15 protein-coding genes are annotated in these 15,415 nt (G+C 64.6%); 8 read left to right on the forward strand and 7 right to left on the reverse strand.

All coding sequences use genetic code 11. The features are described 5' to 3' along the window. Positions 1 to 306 precede the first annotated feature (306 nt). Together AC24YW_RS06990 and AC24YW_RS06995 are read left to right on the forward strand one after the other, a co-directional pair. Positions 307 to 2,472, forward strand: a complete 2,166-nt coding sequence (locus AC24YW_RS06990; protein ID WP_487482043.1) for a malate synthase G — start codon at positions 307 to 309, stop codon at positions 2,470 to 2,472. A gap of 181 nt (positions 2,473 to 2,653) precedes the next feature. After that, the gene (locus AC24YW_RS06995; RefSeq protein WP_008546815.1) at positions 2,654 to 2,854 is read left to right on the forward strand and encodes a CsbD family protein; all 201 of its coding nucleotides are present in this window, start codon (positions 2,654 to 2,656) and stop codon (positions 2,852 to 2,854) included. Positions 2,855 to 2,902: 48 nt separating this feature from the next. On the opposite strand, the gene AC24YW_RS07000 is transcribed toward AC24YW_RS06995, so the two are convergent. Then, complete coding sequence (locus tag AC24YW_RS07000) at positions 2,903 to 3,058, reverse strand: Thivi_2564 family membrane protein (RefSeq protein WP_130363252.1); 156 nt, start codon at positions 3,056 to 3,058, stop codon at positions 2,903 to 2,905. A gap of 270 nt (positions 3,059 to 3,328) precedes the next feature. Here AC24YW_RS07000 and AC24YW_RS07005 point away from each other — a divergent pair, with 270 nt between their 5' ends. Beyond that, the gene (locus tag AC24YW_RS07005; RefSeq protein WP_487482044.1) at positions 3,329 to 5,422 is read left to right on the forward strand and encodes a methyl-accepting chemotaxis protein; all 2,094 of its coding nucleotides are present in this window, start codon (positions 3,329 to 3,331) and stop codon (positions 5,420 to 5,422) included. A gap of 46 nt (positions 5,423 to 5,468) precedes the next feature. On the opposite strand, the gene AC24YW_RS07010 is transcribed toward AC24YW_RS07005, so the two are convergent. Together AC24YW_RS07010 and AC24YW_RS07015 are read right to left on the reverse strand one after the other, a co-directional pair. Next, positions 5,469 to 6,119 carry a DUF2865 domain-containing protein gene (locus tag AC24YW_RS07010; protein ID WP_487482045.1) on the reverse strand — a complete coding sequence of 217 codons (651 nt, stop codon included), beginning with the start codon at positions 6,117 to 6,119 and terminating at the stop codon, positions 5,469 to 5,471. Between the two features lie 16 nt (positions 6,120 to 6,135). Continuing rightward, positions 6,136 to 6,933: a L,D-transpeptidase gene (locus AC24YW_RS07015; protein WP_487482046.1), complete on the reverse strand. Its 798-nt coding sequence runs from the start codon at positions 6,931 to 6,933 to the stop codon at positions 6,136 to 6,138. A 208-nt stretch (positions 6,934 to 7,141) separates the two neighbouring features. On the opposite strand from AC24YW_RS07015, the gene AC24YW_RS07020 reads away from it, so the two are divergent. The 5 genes from AC24YW_RS07020 to AC24YW_RS07040 all read left to right on the forward strand — a co-directional run bounded on the left by AC24YW_RS07020 (position 7,142) and on the right by AC24YW_RS07040 (position 11,268). Continuing rightward, positions 7,142 to 8,254: an AI-2E family transporter gene (locus tag AC24YW_RS07020; protein ID WP_487482047.1), complete on the forward strand. Its 1,113-nt coding sequence runs from the start codon at positions 7,142 to 7,144 to the stop codon at positions 8,252 to 8,254. A gap of 78 nt (positions 8,255 to 8,332) precedes the next feature. Then, on the forward strand, positions 8,333 to 8,704 hold the full coding sequence (locus AC24YW_RS07025) for an ElaB/YgaM/YqjD family protein (RefSeq protein ID WP_035998171.1): 372 nt from the start codon (positions 8,333 to 8,335) through the stop codon (positions 8,702 to 8,704). 88 nt (positions 8,705 to 8,792) lie between these two features. Then, positions 8,793 to 9,248 carry a hypothetical protein gene (locus tag AC24YW_RS07030; RefSeq protein WP_487482048.1) on the forward strand — a complete coding sequence of 152 codons (456 nt, stop codon included), beginning with the start codon at positions 8,793 to 8,795 and terminating at the stop codon, positions 9,246 to 9,248. 171 nt (positions 9,249 to 9,419) lie between these two features. Beyond that, positions 9,420 to 10,568: an OpgC domain-containing protein gene (locus AC24YW_RS07035; protein WP_487482049.1), complete on the forward strand. Its 1,149-nt coding sequence runs from the start codon at positions 9,420 to 9,422 to the stop codon at positions 10,566 to 10,568. Positions 10,569 to 10,659: 91 nt separating this feature from the next. Further along, positions 10,660 to 11,268, forward strand: coding sequence for a TetR/AcrR family transcriptional regulator (locus AC24YW_RS07040; RefSeq protein WP_487482583.1), 609 nt, complete (start codon positions 10,660 to 10,662; stop codon positions 11,266 to 11,268). A gap of 195 nt (positions 11,269 to 11,463) precedes the next feature. Here the strand turns inward: AC24YW_RS07040 and AC24YW_RS07045 are convergent, their stop codons facing one another. The 4 genes from AC24YW_RS07045 to AC24YW_RS07060 all read right to left on the reverse strand — a co-directional run bounded on the left by AC24YW_RS07045 (position 11,464) and on the right by AC24YW_RS07060 (position 15,404). After that, positions 11,464 to 13,122 (reverse strand): CHASE domain-containing protein, encoded by a 1,659-nt coding sequence (locus tag AC24YW_RS07045; protein WP_487482050.1) that lies wholly within the window; start codon positions 13,120 to 13,122, stop codon positions 11,464 to 11,466. 298 nt (positions 13,123 to 13,420) lie between these two features. Beyond that, the gene (gene ureG / locus AC24YW_RS07050) at positions 13,421 to 14,044 is read right to left on the reverse strand and encodes an urease accessory protein UreG (RefSeq protein WP_487482051.1); all 624 of its coding nucleotides are present in this window, start codon (positions 14,042 to 14,044) and stop codon (positions 13,421 to 13,423) included. Between the two features lie 39 nt (positions 14,045 to 14,083). Then, complete coding sequence (locus AC24YW_RS07055; RefSeq protein WP_487482052.1) at positions 14,084 to 14,812, reverse strand: urease accessory protein UreF; 729 nt, start codon at positions 14,810 to 14,812, stop codon at positions 14,084 to 14,086. Further along, the gene (locus AC24YW_RS07060; protein WP_487482053.1) at positions 14,793 to 15,404 is read right to left on the reverse strand and encodes an urease accessory protein UreE; all 612 of its coding nucleotides are present in this window, start codon (positions 15,402 to 15,404) and stop codon (positions 14,793 to 14,795) included. The genes AC24YW_RS07055 and AC24YW_RS07060 overlap by 20 nt, the downstream gene beginning before the upstream one ends. Positions 15,405 to 15,415 lie beyond the last annotated feature (11 nt).

Genomic DNA, 15,415 nt, shown 5'->3' on the forward strand with positions numbered 1-15,415 from the left:
AACAGCAGTGATTGAGCCGAGAAGCCGCGGCGTACTGGATTCCCCGCCTGCCGCCTTCGCTAAAGCTTCGGCGCCCCTGGGCCTTAACCTCGGCGAAGCCTTGGCGTAGCCGGGTCGCGGGGAATGACACCAGTGTATGGGGCTGTCCCCTGCCTTTTCTTGACATTTTGACAAGCCCGCTGGGGTCTTCTCACCGCCCTGATTTTGGGGCTAATAGGTCCCCGAAAGCTGCCCCGCGCGGGCGCATTTTGCTGCTGTCGGGTCAAGAGCAGCCAAAAACAGCCATTTCCAACAAGAAAGCCCATCATGAAACGCGTCGATGCCCACGGATTGAAGATCGCACCCGTCCTGTTTGACTTCATCGCCAAGGAAGCAGCCCCGAAAACCGGGATCGCGCCGGATGCGTTCTGGGCCGGACTTGCCGGTATCATCAAGGAGCTGGGAGCGAAGAACCGCGAGCTGCTGGCGTTCCGCGACAATCTGCAGGTCAAGATCGACGACTGGCACCGCGCCAACAAGGGCAAGGCGTTCGACCTCGATGCCTATACCGCGTTCCTGAAGGAGATCGGCTATCTCGTCCCGGAGCCGGCGACGCAGAAGGTCGAGACCGCCAATGTCGACGAGGAGATCGGCAAGATCTGCGGCCCGCAGCTCGTGGTGCCGCTCACCAATGCGCGCTACGCGCTGAACGCGGCGAATGCGCGCTGGGGCTCGCTCTATGATGCCTTCTACGGCACCGATGCGATCCCGCAGGACCCGTCCGAGAGCGGCAAGGGCTACAACAAGGCGCGCGGCGACAAGGTGATCGCCAAGGCCAAGGCATTCCTCGATAACGCCGCGCCGCTGGCGACCGGCAGCCACACCGACGTGACCGGCTATAGCGTCGTCGCGGGCCAGCTTGCGGTGAAGCTGAAGAGCGGCAATGCCACCGCACTGAAGAACGCCGCGCAGTTCGCTGGCTTCCAGGGCGATGCCGCCGCGCCGAGCGCCGTGCTGCTCGTCAACAACGGCCTGCATATCGAGGTGAAGATCGACCGCAGCAGCGCGATCGGCAAGGACGATCCGGCCGGCGTCGCCGACATGATCATGGAAGCCGCAGTCTCGACCATTCTGGACATGGAAGACTCGGTCGCTGCGGTCGATGCCGAGGACAAGGTGCTGGTCTACCGCAACACGCTCGGCTTGATGAACGGCACGTTGTCGGCCAATTTCGAGAAGGGCGGCAAGACGCTGACGCGCTCGCTCAATTCCGACCGCCTCTACAAGACGCCCGACGGCAAGGGCGAACTCAAGCTGCACGGCCGCAGCCTGCTGTTGATGCGCAATTGCGGTCACCACATGTTCACCGACGCGGTGCTCGACGAGAAGGGCGAGGAAATTCCGGAGGGCCTGCTCGACGCCGCCGTCTCGGGCCTGCTCGCGATCCACGACCTCAAGGGCAATTCCAAGGTCAAGAACAGCCGCACCGGTTCTGCCTATATCGTCAAGCCGAAGATGCACGGCCCGGACGAGGTCTCGCTGACCTGCGAGATCTTCGACCGCGTCGAGAAGATGCTTGGCCTGCCCGAGAACACGCTCAAGGTCGGCATCATGGACGAGGAGCGGCGCACCACCGTCAACCTCAAGGCCTGCATCCAGCGCGCCTCCAAGCGCATCATGTTCATCAACACCGGCTTCCTCGACCGCACCGGCGACGAGATCCACACCTCGATGGAAGCGGGCCCGATGATCCGCAAGAACGAGATGAAGGCGCAGGCCTGGATCAAGGCCTATGAGGACTGGAACGTCGACATGGGCCTGACCTGTGGCCTGCCCGGCCACGCCCAGATCGGCAAGGGCATGTGGGCCGCCCCCGACAAGATGGCGGACATGCTGACGCAGAAGCTCGGCCATCCGCAGGCCGGCGCCACCACCGCCTGGGTGCCCTCGCCGACGGCGGCGACGCTGCACGCGCTGCACTACCACCAGGTCAACGTGATCGCGCGCCAGGAGGAGCTCGCCAAGGGCGGACCGCGCGCAAAACTGTCCGACATCCTCACCATTCCGGTGTCGAAGTCGAACTGGGCGCCCGATGACGTCAGGCAGGAGATCGACAACAATTGCCAGGGCATCCTGGGCTATGTCGTGCGCTGGATCGACCAGGGCGTCGGCTGCTCCAAGGTGCCCGACATCCACGACGTCGGCCTGATGGAAGACCGCGCCACCTTACGCATCTCCAGTCAGCATCTCGCCAACTGGCTGCATCAGGGCGTCATCACCGAGGCGCAGGTGATGGAATCGCTCAAGCGCATGGCCGTGGTCGTCGACAAGCAGAACGCGTCCGATCCGATCTACAAGCCGATGGCACCCGCCTTCGACGGGGTCGCCTTCAAGGCCGCGTGCGACCTCATCTTCAGGGGGCGCGAGCAGCCGAACGGCTACACCGAATACATCCTCACCGCGCGCCGCCGCGAGGCCAAGGCGCTTGGATAAGGCGCTTGGATAAGGCGCTTGGATAAGGCGCTTGGATAAGGCGCTCCGCTGAGCGAAATGACGGGAACATCGAAAGCCCCGACGAACCCGGGGCTTTTTGTTGGACGAAACGTCGCGCTGTGTCACGGAACAGGCTGCGTGGGCCTCGCGTTGTCGGGCCATCAACCAACGGGAGATGGTCATGGACTGGAATCGGATCGAAGGAAACTGGAAGCAGTTCAAGGGATCGGCCAAGGAGAAATGGGGCAAGCTCACTGACGACGACCTCCAGCTGATCGAGGGCCGCCGCGAGCAGCTCGAGGGTCGGTTGCAGGAGCGTTACGGCAAGGCCAAGGACCAGGTTCGTCAGGACGTCGACGACTGGCTGAAGTCGCTGCACTGAAGCGGCACAAACAAAAGCCCCGGTCCTGCCGGGGCTTTTGATCTTGAGCTAGAATACGGTCAGATATTTCAGCAACGACACGACGCCGATGATGATCACAATCACCCGCGCGATCTGCTTGGCGCGGCCGTCCATTGGCAGCATGTTGATGAGATAAAGCACGAGAATGACGACGAGAAAGGTAACGAGGACGCCGATCAGCATTGCAGGGACCCCCCTTCTGGCAAATTGCTAACGATGTCCTAACGCCCGCCTCGCGCGCTGGTTCCATCAGCGCAACCCATTGCAACTTCTAGTAAATCCGTATTTTTACCGGCGCTCGGACTGCCTAAAACTTTACCCTTTTCCCCTCAGATGCAGAAACCGTCTGGCCATGAGGCGCCAACGGCAGGCGATTGCCGCTGCCACAGGGCCCCTCCTTTTCGATTGTTGCCGGGCGCCCTCACGAACTCGATATGGAATTGGGGGACCTCGATGCTCAATCGTCTGACCGTATCCGCGCTGCTCAAGGCAGTGATCGCGATCACGTCGGTCTGCGTGGTCGTTGCGCTCTCGCTCACGGCCTATGCCTCCTGGGATCGGCTGAGGACGGCCAGCCGGATCTCGCAGATCGCGGATGTGTCCGCCGACGTGTTCAAGGCGATGCACAATCTGCGCACCGATCGCTCCACCACCAACAGGCTGCTGAACGCGACCACGCCGATGGACGCCGACATCGAGAAATATCTGCGCGGGCTCCGGGACGCCGAGATGCCGGCGATGGCGCATGCGCTGGAGCTGCTGCCGACGATGGAGTTTCCGCAGTCCGAGACGCTGGTGCCGGAGCTCGCTCGTCTCTACAAATCGGCGAGCGAGCAGCAGAAACAATTCTGGGAGGACGTCGCCAAGCCCAAGGATCAGCGTCGCCCCGGCCTGGCGAAGGAATACATGGAGACGACGCAGGGCCTGCTCGACACGCTCGACAAGCTCTCGAGCGTCCTGGCCGCGACCGTCAATCACCAGGACGCGGCGATCGATCAGCTGCTGTCGATCAAGCAGAACGCATGGCTCCTGCGCAACACCGCCGGCGAAGCCTCGCTAGTCGTCTCGATTGGCCTTAACGCCGGCAAGATCACGCCCGAGGCACACCAGTCCTACACCCAATATGTCGGCGGCACTGCCGCAATGTGGAAGGCGCTGGAATTGTCGACCTCTGGCATGCAATTGCCGCCTGCGCTCGTCTCCGCCATGGCCGCCGCAAAGACCGCCTATTTTGATCCGCAATATCTCGCCCTGCGCGACCGCCTCGCGGACACGCTGGTGAAGGGCGACAAGGCCGAGATGACCGCCAATCAATGGAGCCCTGTCACGGTCGGTCGCCTGTCCAGCGCCGTCGCGGTGGCGGAAGCCGCCCTCGACGCTGCCAAGAGCCATACGCTGGAACAGCGCGGTGCCGCGCTGCGCGCGCTGGTCGTGCAGCTCGTGCTGCTCGCGCTTGCCATCGGACTTGCCATCGGCGCGATCATGCTGGTCAGCCGCCGCGTCATCCGTCCGCTCAACTCGATCCGCGACGCCATGCTCAAGGTGGCCAGCGGCGATCTTGCGGTCGACAGCGGCTATCTCGACCGCAAGGATGAGATCGGCGCGCTTGCCGGCGCGCTGGAAGCCTTCAAGCAGCAGGCGACCGACAAGCTCAAGATCGAGGCGCAGGAGCGCGAGCGCAATGCGGGTGCCGTCGCCCGCCAGCGTGCGGTCGAGGCCTATGTCGGCGAGTTCGAGAGCGCCGTCCGTAAGTCGCTGGGCGAGCTGAGCGAGGCCTCCGGCGAGATGCGCAAGACCTCGGGCGACCTGTCGGCCGTCTCGCGCCAGACCAATGAACGCGTCGAGGTCGCCGGCAAGGCCTCGAACGAAGCCTCCACGAGTGTCGGGAGCGTCGCGGCAGCGGCCGAGGAACTCTCGGCCTCCATCAACGACATCAGCCAGCAGGCCGCACATGCAGCAGGCATCGCCAGCCGCGCCGTCAACCAGGCGCGCGATACCGACGGCACCGTGCAGGGGCTGGCGCAGTCGGCGGGGCGGATCGGCGAGGTCGTCGGCCTCATCAACACCATCGCGGCGCAGACCAACCTGCTCGCGCTCAACGCCACGATCGAGGCGGCGCGGGCCGGAGACGCCGGCCGCGGCTTTGCCGTGGTCGCCTCCGAGGTGAAGTCACTCGCGAGCCAAACCGCGAAGGCGACCGAAGAGATCTCCGAGCAGATCGCCGACATCCAGAAGGTTGCGGGCGATGCCATCAACGCGATCCAGGCGATCGGCGGCATCATCGGCGAGGTCAACGAAGTTGCCACCGCCATCGCCGCGGCGGTGCAGGAGCAAGGCGCGGCCACCCAGGAGATCACCCGCAGCACGCAATATGCAGCGCAGGGCACCCAGAATGTCTCGGACAACATCACGGGCGTGAAGGCCGATGCCGACACCGCAGCCGGCGCCGCGGAGAACGTCAAGCAGGCCTCCGAGATGCTGGAGACGCAGAGCCGCTTGCTCGGTCAGCAGGTCAGCGACTTCCTCGGCAAGATCCGCGCGGCGTAGGACTACGCCGGAACGACACTGCGCGCATCGGGCGGGGGCGCCGAGGCTATTCCTTCGCCACCACGGGGACCTGGCGGAATCTGGCGCGCACCGATTCCGGCAGCGGCGAGAAATTCATCGCGACGCCGCGGCGGTCATTGGCGTTGCGGCTGGCGACCACGAGGCCATTTGCACCGGCGACGATGTCGCCCTTGCGCAGGGTCGGGTCGTCCTCGACCTTGACCGATGCGAGCCCCACTGGGTCCTTGCCGTTGCAGGTACAGCCCGCGACGATCTCGTTGCGAAAGCGAAACGCGTTCGGCAGTTCGGAATAGGACTTTCCGTTCTCCGTAGAGGCGTCGTCGATATTGCTGCCGTAGACCAGCGAGGTTTCCGAGGCCGGGCAGAAGCTCTTGCAGGATTGCGCCTTGCTCTCGGCATCGCTGCCTTGCGCCGGGAAATAGCGGCCGTCACAGCCGCGCACGCAGTAGGCGGTGCCGCCGCCATAGGAGGCCCGCTGACGTGGCGCATCGTAGCGCGGCACGTCGTCATTCGGGAACGGCATGCGGATCTCCGGCGGCGGCCGCATCCGGAAGCCGCCGAACAATGCCGAGAAGAAATCCTCCGCATGGGCCGACGGCGCCGATGCCAGACCAGCGGAGATCGCGATCAGTATCGCCGTTCCGCCGGCCCATTTGCCAATCAGGCGTCTGCTCATATGACCTCGCTCACGCTTAGTTCACGGCCGACGACGTGATGCTCAACGCCTGCCGGCCCGAGGGCAGCGCCGTCACGGCCGGCCGCCTGCGTACGGGCTCGCCTGCCTTGTCGCCTCCTCTGGCCATCAAGGGCGCATTCTTCGGCAGCACCACGACCTTGGCGCCGACATTGACGCGATTGAACAGGTCGACGACGTCCTCGTTGGTCATGCGGATGCACCCGGACGAGACGAATTTGCCGATGGTGGAGGGATCGTTGGTGCCGTGGATGCGGTATTGGCTCGTGCCGAGATACATCGCGCGCGCACCGAGCGGGTTGCCGGGGCCGCCGGCGACGAAGCGCGGCAGATAGGGCTGGCGCGCGATCATCTCGGCCGGAGGATGCCAATCCGGCCACTCGGCCTTGCGGCTGACGCTCTGCACGCCCGACCAGGTGAAGCCCTCGCGGCCGACGCCGACGCCGTAGCGGATCGCGCGGCCACCTCCGAGCACGTAATAGAGATAGGTGCTGTTGGTATCGATGACGATTGTACCGGCCGGCTCGCTCCGGTCGAAGCCGACGATCTGTCTGCGCAGCCGATCGGGCAACTGAGCATCCTCGTCGGCGGCCTGCGGCGCCTCGTTGATGTCATCCTGCGAATAATACTGGCCCTGCGAGTACAGGTCCTGCGGGTACACCCGCTGCATCGGCGCATAGCCGAAGGTCTGCGCGCTCGCGGTGCCCGCCGGCACTGCGAGGAGAGCGGTTGCCAAGGCGAACGCGCCGACCGCGCGCGGCGAGAAGCTGCGACGGACTGCAAACAACTTTGTCATGAGCTGCCCCGTTGGATGTGCATCAGGTGATGCGCTGCTCCAACAAACTCCGCTGGACGGACCGAAGTTCCGGCGCAGCATGCGGCAGCGACGTCACAGTCAAGCGAGCGGCTGTTCACGAAGCCGCGATGGAACCAGCGCGCTGCCCAAGCATTAGTCAGGTCATCAATGGGCGCGCGGATCACGGATTCCGTGCGGGAGAGATATTGTGCGCGTCCTACCCAGTGAACGTCTGATTTCCGGCAACAGCGAAGGCGATCCGCTTCCCGAGAGCCGTGTCGAGCTGCCGCCGGTGATCCGCCGCACTGAATTCGTCGCGTTCGCGCTGGCCGGCCTGTTGCTGATCGCCATCGTCGCCGTGCTTTATGTCGGCAGGGCGTTCTTCCTGCCGGTCGTGATGGCGTTCGTTACGGGCACGATGCTATCGCCGGCGGCGGGCTTTCTCGAGCGGTACAAGGTCCCCCGCAGCGTCGGTGCCGTCCTGATCGTGATCGCCGTAACCGCGGTGGTCGCGTTCATGGTGGCGCTGATCGCCTCGCCCGTCATGGAGTGGAGCACGCGCCTGCCGGAGCTCGGTGCCCAGCTGAGGGACAAATTGCACGTGTTCGACCGGCCGCTCGCGCTGTGGCGGGAGATGCAGGCCATGCTCGGCGGCTCGGAAGGATTGCCGAGCTTCCACATGCCCAAGATCGACTGGGTACAGCCCACGATCGAATTCCTGTCACCGACCTTTACAGAATTCCTGCTGTTCTTCGTCACCCTGATCCTGTTCATCGCAAGCTGGCGCGACCTGCGGCGGGCCATGATCATGACCTTCAGCGATCATGACGCCCGCCTGCGCACGCTTCGAATTATCAACGAGATCGAGATCCATCTCGGCAATTATCTGCTGACCGTCACCCTCATCAATGTCGGCGTCGGCGTGGGCACCGGCATCATCTGTGCGCTGACCGGAATGCCCAATCCGGCCGGGCTCGGCGCGCTGGCCGCCACGCTCAACTTCATTCCGATCATCGGCCCGGTCGCGATGTTCGCGGTGCTGGTGGTGGTCGGACTTGTCGCCTTCCCGACCGTCGGCGGCGGCCTGATGGCTGCGCTCGCCTTCGGCGGCCTCACTTTTCTGGAAGGGCACTTCCTCACGCCTATGATCATTGGGCGCCGGCTCGCGCTGAATGCGCTCGCAGTGCTGCTCGCACTGGCGTTCTGGACCTGGTTGTGGGGTCCGATGGGCGCATTCCTCTCGTCGCCGCTTCTGATCGTTGCCCTCATCCTGAAGGAGCATCTGATGCCGACGGATGCGCCCCACCTGCCGCAGGGCTGACCGGTTTCCGCAAACGGAACTTAGCGGGCAACGAAACGTTCTCAGCCCAAGTCAGCCGTCAACAGTTCGGAGCTCCCGATGTCCACGCCCAATGCCGAAGCCGGGATGAGAGACTGGACCGACAAAGCCACCCGAGACCGCCTCGAAAAGGATGTAGCAGCCGTGAAAAGCGATATCGCCGCCCTCACCGACCAGATCACCGACGCGCTCAATACTTTCGCCAACTCCACCAGCAAGCAGGCTCGCCGCGGCTATCGCCAGGCGCGCGAGAACATGGACTCCGCCATGGACGACATGTCCGAGCGCGGCAGCGCGATGATGGAAGCTGCACATGACGCCTACGGCTCGATCGAGGAGACGCTGGAAGAGGCGATCACGCAGCGGCCGCTGGCGACCGTCGGGCTGGCGCTCGGCATCGGCTTCCTGATCGGCGTCGCCTGGCGCCGCTGAGGCTGCCGACGCTCATTTGATGGCGCGGCGGCACGCCGCCGCTGTCGGCTCGTGACGATTCGGCTGGTGGGGATTGAGGAGCAAGGCCATGTTTCAGCGCATCATCGAGGGCATCAGTGCATCCACCGGCACGACGGTTCGGCTGACCTCCCTTGCCGCAGGCGCTGCCTTCGCGCTGCTCGTGACCACAGGCTTCCTCTGTGCCGCCGTCTTCATCTGGGTGCTGCAGAAATATGGCCCGGTGCAGGCTTGTCTTGCCGGCGCCGGCATCTTCTTCCTGCTGACGCTGGCCGCAGCAGGCTCCTATTGGGGCTACAAGCGCGAGGTGCAGAAGCGCGCCCAGATCGCGGCCGAACGCGCCGCGAAATCGGCCGCGCAGAGCATGCTTGCGGATCCGATGCTGCTTGCCACCGGGCTCCAGATCGTTCGCGCCATCGGCGTCAAGCGGCTGTTGCCGATCCTGGCTATCGGGGGCGTCGCCCTCGGCATCCTGGCGAGCCGCGCCGGCGTGTCCGACGAGGTGTCGGCCGAACCTGCCGAGTAGAGGTCTGGGATAGGCATTATAATGACTGCGCGCGCAGCTATCTGCATTTCATAGAGCAAGGCACATTTGACGCCGTTCGGCGCGGTTCTTTCTGCTCACGCAAAAGCTACTCGGATGGTCAGGCGGTTGCCGTTAAAAGCATCATCCTGATTCCCAAAGCTATTTTGCTCAATGAAACCGTCCGTCAAGGCGAACCTCGCCGCATTCCAGCATGACGCCAGGCTCTATCTGACCCTCGGCATCGCCAATTGGTCCATATTCGTCGACCACATTCCCAACAACGTCGTCAACCTGCTGACCCTGCGCAATTTCGGCTTCAGCGGCGCTGCCGACCTGTTCGTGTTCGTGGTGGGCTACGGGGTCGCCATCATCCATGGCAGGATGACGCTGGAACGCGGCTATCTGGTCGCGGCGACGCGCATCTTTCGCAGGGTCTGGCGGCTCTATGCCGCCTATGTCGTGCTGTTCGTGATCTATATCGACGCCATCGCCTATGTCGCCTCGCAATCCATGGCGCCGGAGATCATCCACCAATACAACATCTCCGGAATTCTCGAGCACCCGCTGCGCATCCTGGTCCGCGGTCTCGTGCTCCAGCAAGAGCCGCTGAACCTCGACCTGCTGCAGCTGATGATCCCGCTGATGGCGTTCTTTCCATTCGCGCTGTGGGGCCTGTTACGCGGGCCGAACCTGACGCTGGCGGCGTCGGTCGCGCTGTATCTCGCCGCGCGCTGGTTCGACTGGAATTTCCGAATCTATCCGGACGGGGAATGGACCTTCAATCCGCTGTGCTGGCAGCTGCTGATGGTGCTGGGCGGCTGGTTCGCCGTGACGGGGGCGCCGGGGCGTGCCCTGCGCGGCATGTCCTGGCTGCGGATCCTCGCCGGCGCCTACCTGGTCTTCGCGATGGCCGTCACCTTGATGCGCCATTCGCCGGCGCTGTCCGCTTACCTGCCCGATCTGCTCCTCAAAACCATCGCGCCGACCGACAAGGAAAACCTCGCGCCCTATCGCGTGGTCCACTTCCTAGCCCTCGCATTCATTGCGACCCATCTCGTTCCGGCAAATCACCCCGGCCTGACTTGGAGGCCGCTGCAAGCGGTGATCGCATGCGGTGAGGAATGGCTCGCGGTGTTCTGTGTCGCCGTGTTCCTGTCCTTCGCCGGCCACCTCATCCTGATCACCGGGCCGAACCTGATGGTGATGCAGGTGGCGGTGAGCATCACCGGCTTCGCGGCGATGACCGGGCTCGCCTACTACATCGCCTGGTCGAAACGGCAGGATCTGCCGGCAGCGCTGCGGCAGCAGGCCCAGAGCTGATCGCTTCGGCGACAAGATCGTGCGATTCTGCTAGGCCGAAAGCGGCGCCTGCGCTATGCCGGGATCCTGCGTGAGGAGACCGGGCGTGGCGATGGCGAAAGACGGGCGTGTAGCGGCGGAGAGCGCGCCCCGGCGCGGCCGGCCAAGGTCAATCGAAACCACCAACGCCATCCTCGAAAGCGCCTATGCGCTGATGGCGGCCACCGGCCTTGCCGCCACCACCATCGATGCGATCGCACGCCACTCCAGCGTCTCCAAGATGACGATCTACAAATGGTGGCCGTCGCGGGAAGCGCTGCTGATCGACGCCTTCCTCCACCATGCCGCGCAGATGCTGCCGCTGCCGCCCGCGAGCGGAGGCACGCCCGCGGCGCGCGCGCGGCGCCACGCCGCCGCCTATGCCGAGGCGCTGCAGGGCGAGTTCGGCAAGGTGCAGCTCGCCGTCGTCTCCGAATGCATTTCCAAGACCGGGTCGGCCGAGCTGTTCTACGCCCGGTACTTGCAATTCCGCCGCGACGCGCTGGTGGACATGATCGCCGCCGGCCAGAAGGACGGCAGCATTCAGGCCGAGGGTCCCCCCGAAAATCTCTACGACGCGATCTATGGCAGCCTGTTCTACCGCTATATCTTCGGCATCGCGCCGATCACACCCGGCTACGCGCGCAGCCTCGTCGATCTGGTGTTGCGGCCGAAGGGCTAAAGCGCGATGCAATGATGCTTGATTGTTGCAACGACGGAGGTGGGCTCCCTCGCCCGCTTGCGGGAGAGGGTGTTTCCGCAATGGGATAGTCCCCTAGAGGAGAAAGCCCTCACCCGCGCCTACGGCGCGACCTCTCCCGCTAGCGGGAGAGGTGAACGAGCCACAGCAATCGATTCGACCTAAAGCCATTCCGCTTCAGCTTCGCACCGGCCTGACCGGCGCCGAGATTTTATCCGTGCGGTCGCGCTCGGTCATGTCGACCACCGTCTCCATCGGCGCGGTCAACTCATAGACGTAGGAGACGTCGGTGAAGAAGCGCTTGGCGGTTCCCCCCAGCGCCTCGGGCGCGACGCGGTCGAGCAGGATCAGGCCGAAATCGGAATCGGGCCGGCGCGTCGCCTCGCTGGTGTTGAACTCCTCCCAGCGGAAATGGAAGACCTCGTCGCCCTCCTCGCCGGTCACTGTCCAGTTGGCGGTGATGTGCGGGTGCTTGCCGACCAGCGACAGGCCCTCGTCGGAATGCGAGGCGAGCTCGAAGAACAGCAGCGACAGGCTCTGTGCGGCACGCGCGCTGACCGCGATGTCGGGGCCGGTAACGGCGATGCGATCGGCATGCGGAATCGCGCGCGCCTCGAACAGGCCCTTCAACTTGACACCCTGCCACTGGCTCTCGCTGAGCAGCGACACCACGTTGGACATGGCGTGGATGCGTCCGATCAAGAGCTCGCGCGCAATATCGATGTCCGAGCCGTGGCGCAAGGTGCGCGTCACGATCGACTGGATCACCGCCAGGATGTTCTTGACGCGGTGGTTGAGCTCGTCGATCACCGCGGTCAACCGCCGCTCGAATCCGATCCTGACCTGAATCTCCCGGCTGAGCCGCAGATTGTTGTAGGCGACGTAACCGAACAGGCCGCAAACCATTGCGGTGATGGCAAAGCCGATCGCCGCCACGATGATGGCGGTCTGCTCGGCACGGCGCACCGAATTGGTGTTCGCGTAATAGCCGAGCTGCCAATCGCGGCCGCCGAAGCTCACCGTGCGCGTCGCCGACGGCGCCGGCCCGTCCGCCGCCATCCGCGTCGAGACCACGCCCTGATCGTTGGCGATCAGTTCGCCGCCCTCCTTGCGCGGATCCCTGAGCGCCACCGCGAACAGCGACATGTCGTCATTGGCCAGCATCAGCGAGGCGAGCTCGTAGGAAAATGTGACGAAGCCGGCCGGCTCCGTCGCGCCCTCGGGAACGACGGGCGCGGCCACGATGATGCCGATCGAACCGTTTCCGCGGATCAACGGCACCGGGTCCGAGGCAACCGACCTCTTTTCGGCGCGCGCCCGCGTCAGCATCACGCTGCGAACCGGATCCTGATCGTAGCTGCGGCCGGGCAACGTCTTGGTCTCGTTGCTGCGCGGCTCGAGATCGAGCAGCACGTCGATCGGCTGGGTCACATCGGCAGGATTGATCGGCTTGTCGTCATACGAGCGGATCTGCGGATTCGGGAAGCCGGCGGCGGCGATGGCGGCCTGCGCTGCCGCAAGCTCGTTCGGATTCAGCCGGGCGATCCAGCCGGCCACCACGAAGTCGGTCTTGAAGGCGTAGATCGCCGAGCGCAGCGGCTCCAGCATGTTCGGCTTGATCACCGACGGCGCGCGGAACAGGCCTGAAGCGACACGCGCGAGCAGCTCCCGCTCGGTCAGGCGGTCCTGAACCAGGCTCGCATGCACGTCGATCGCACGCGCGAGCGCGATCCGGTCGAGCGCCAGCTCCTGGTCGTGGACGCGATAAGCCGCGAGCCCGGAGAGCAAGGCCCCGAGCAGAGCGATGAAGCCGATGATGAAACCCAGCCTGACCACGCGATTACTCAGGCGAAAGCAGGAGGTCGGCAATGAACACGGAGCATATGAACGCCGCTCGAACGGCCATGGGCCGAAGCAGGGTAAACCCCAGCGGCGGTGATAATGAAGGAGGAGACATCAATACGCAACTTGGGTCGCCTGAAAAGCTTTATCCGCCCGGCCGATGATCTAGCCGGGATGGATTCGCCCCGGGCGCCGGAGGTAGTTAATCGCCGTGTCCGAAATTTGTTCCGCGGTTGCGGCGCGGCCCAGGCGTTAGCGGCGAAAAATGCCTGCGCCAACTGGTCGCGTCCGGTCAGCCCGCCCGTTTCAGGCCACCTTTAGCCTCGATGAACCCGACGATTCGGTCGAGCCCCTCGCTCTTCTTGAGGTTGGTCATGACGAAGGGACGCTGGCCGCGCATGCGCCTGGCATCCGTCTCCATCTTCTCCAGGGATGCGCCGACATGGGGCGCAAGGTCGGTCTTGTTGATGACCAGGAGGTCGGACCGGGTGATGCCGGGGCCGCCCTTTGACGGGATCTTGTCGCCGGCGGCGACGTCGATGACATAGATGGTGAGGTCGGCCAGCTCCGGGGAAAAAGTGGCAGCAAGATTGTCGCCGCCGGATTCGATCAGCACGAGATCAAGGCCGGGAAACTTGGCGCGCATGTCCGCAACCGCAGCGAGATTCATCGAGGCATCCTCGCGGATCGCCGTATGCGGGCAACCGCCGGTCTCGACACCGGCAATGCGATCCGGCGTCAGCGATCCTGAACGCACCAGGAACTCCGCATCCCATTTGGTGTAGATGTCGTTGGTGATCGCCGCAATGTCATAGCGCTCGCGCATGGTCTTGCAAAGCAGGTCCATCAGCGCGGTCTTGCCCGATCCGACCGGACCGCCGACGCCGACACGCAAGGGGCCGTGAGATTTCGCCATGTGACTTGCTCTCTCCTGATGAGTTGACGGCCGCGCCGCTCACGACCGAAACAAGCGGGTATACTGCGTTTCGTGCCGCAAACTGGCGAGATCGGCGCGGAACGTCGCGCTGCCGAGATCGTCGAAGGTTGCATTCAGCGCGCGATTGGCGGTGACAGCGACGGCGGCCTCCAGCCTCACCAGCACACGCTGACTATCGGTCTGGCCGAGCGGAATGAGCCGGCTGGCCGCGGAAATCCAGTTCGAGACCAGCGCATGCAGGAAGGCGTGCAGCGTCGGCGCCAACGGCACGGCGTGCATCGCGGCGACCACGCCGACCGCGACGGGATAAACCAATGGCGCGCTGCATGCCGCGAGCGTGGCATCCAATCCGTCGGCATCCCATGCGGCGCGCGAGATATCGATGAAGGCGCGGCCCTGCGAGGTCGTCTCCAGCTGCCGCTCGCGCGACGGCACGAAGGCGCTCGCGAGCTCGGCGATCTCGTTCAAAATTGTCGTCTCGCCCGATTCCGTGGCGCGATAGGCGTGGACCAGAAACGTCGCGTCACAGAAGCCGGAGCCGTCGCCGAGCATCGCGTCGAGCCAATCCGCCAGCGTCGTCGTGTCGGTGATGTCGCCCGCCTCGACCGCCCATTCGATGCCACTGGAATAGGAGAAGCCGCCGACCGGGAACGCCGGCGACAACCAGGTCATCAGCCGGTACAGCGCCGCCGCCTCGCCCTCGGTAAGATCACCGGCGCCGACCGGCTCATTTGTGGTCATGAGCATGCTTGTCGCCGTGGTGATGGTCGGGATGATCGCAATGCTCGTCGTGGTGATGGTGGTGCTCGTGGCTATGGTCGTGCGAGCCATGATCATGGTGGTGGCCATGGTCATGGTGATGATGGCCGTGATCGTGATGCGTATGGTCGTGTCCATGCGCGTGGCCGGCATCGGCGTAGGCGCCGCCTTCGGGATCGAACGGCGCCTCGATCTCGATCACACGCGCGCCGAGGCCCTTCACCATCGCCTCGATGACGTGATCGCGGCGGATCCGCAGGGCCTTGGCCATGATCTGCGTCGGCAGATGACGGTTGCCGAGATGCCAGCCGACGCGGACGAGGTGGTGCGGATCACGGCCGCGGATTTCGAGCAGCGGCTCGGGCGCCGCGACCACCTCGATCAGCCGTCCGTCCTCCAGCACCAGCGCATCGCCGCCGCGCAGCGCGACGGCATGCTCCAGGTCGAGCAGGAATTCGAGGCCCCGGGTGCCGGTCATCGCCATGCGGCGGCGGTGCCGGTCGTCGAAATCGAGCACGACCGTGTCCACTGGCGCTTCCGTGAAACGGTGCTGTCCACTGACCTGCGTCGCCCGAATCATGCGTCGTACCT

Source organism: Bradyrhizobium sp. USDA3516 (genome assembly GCF_057651995.1).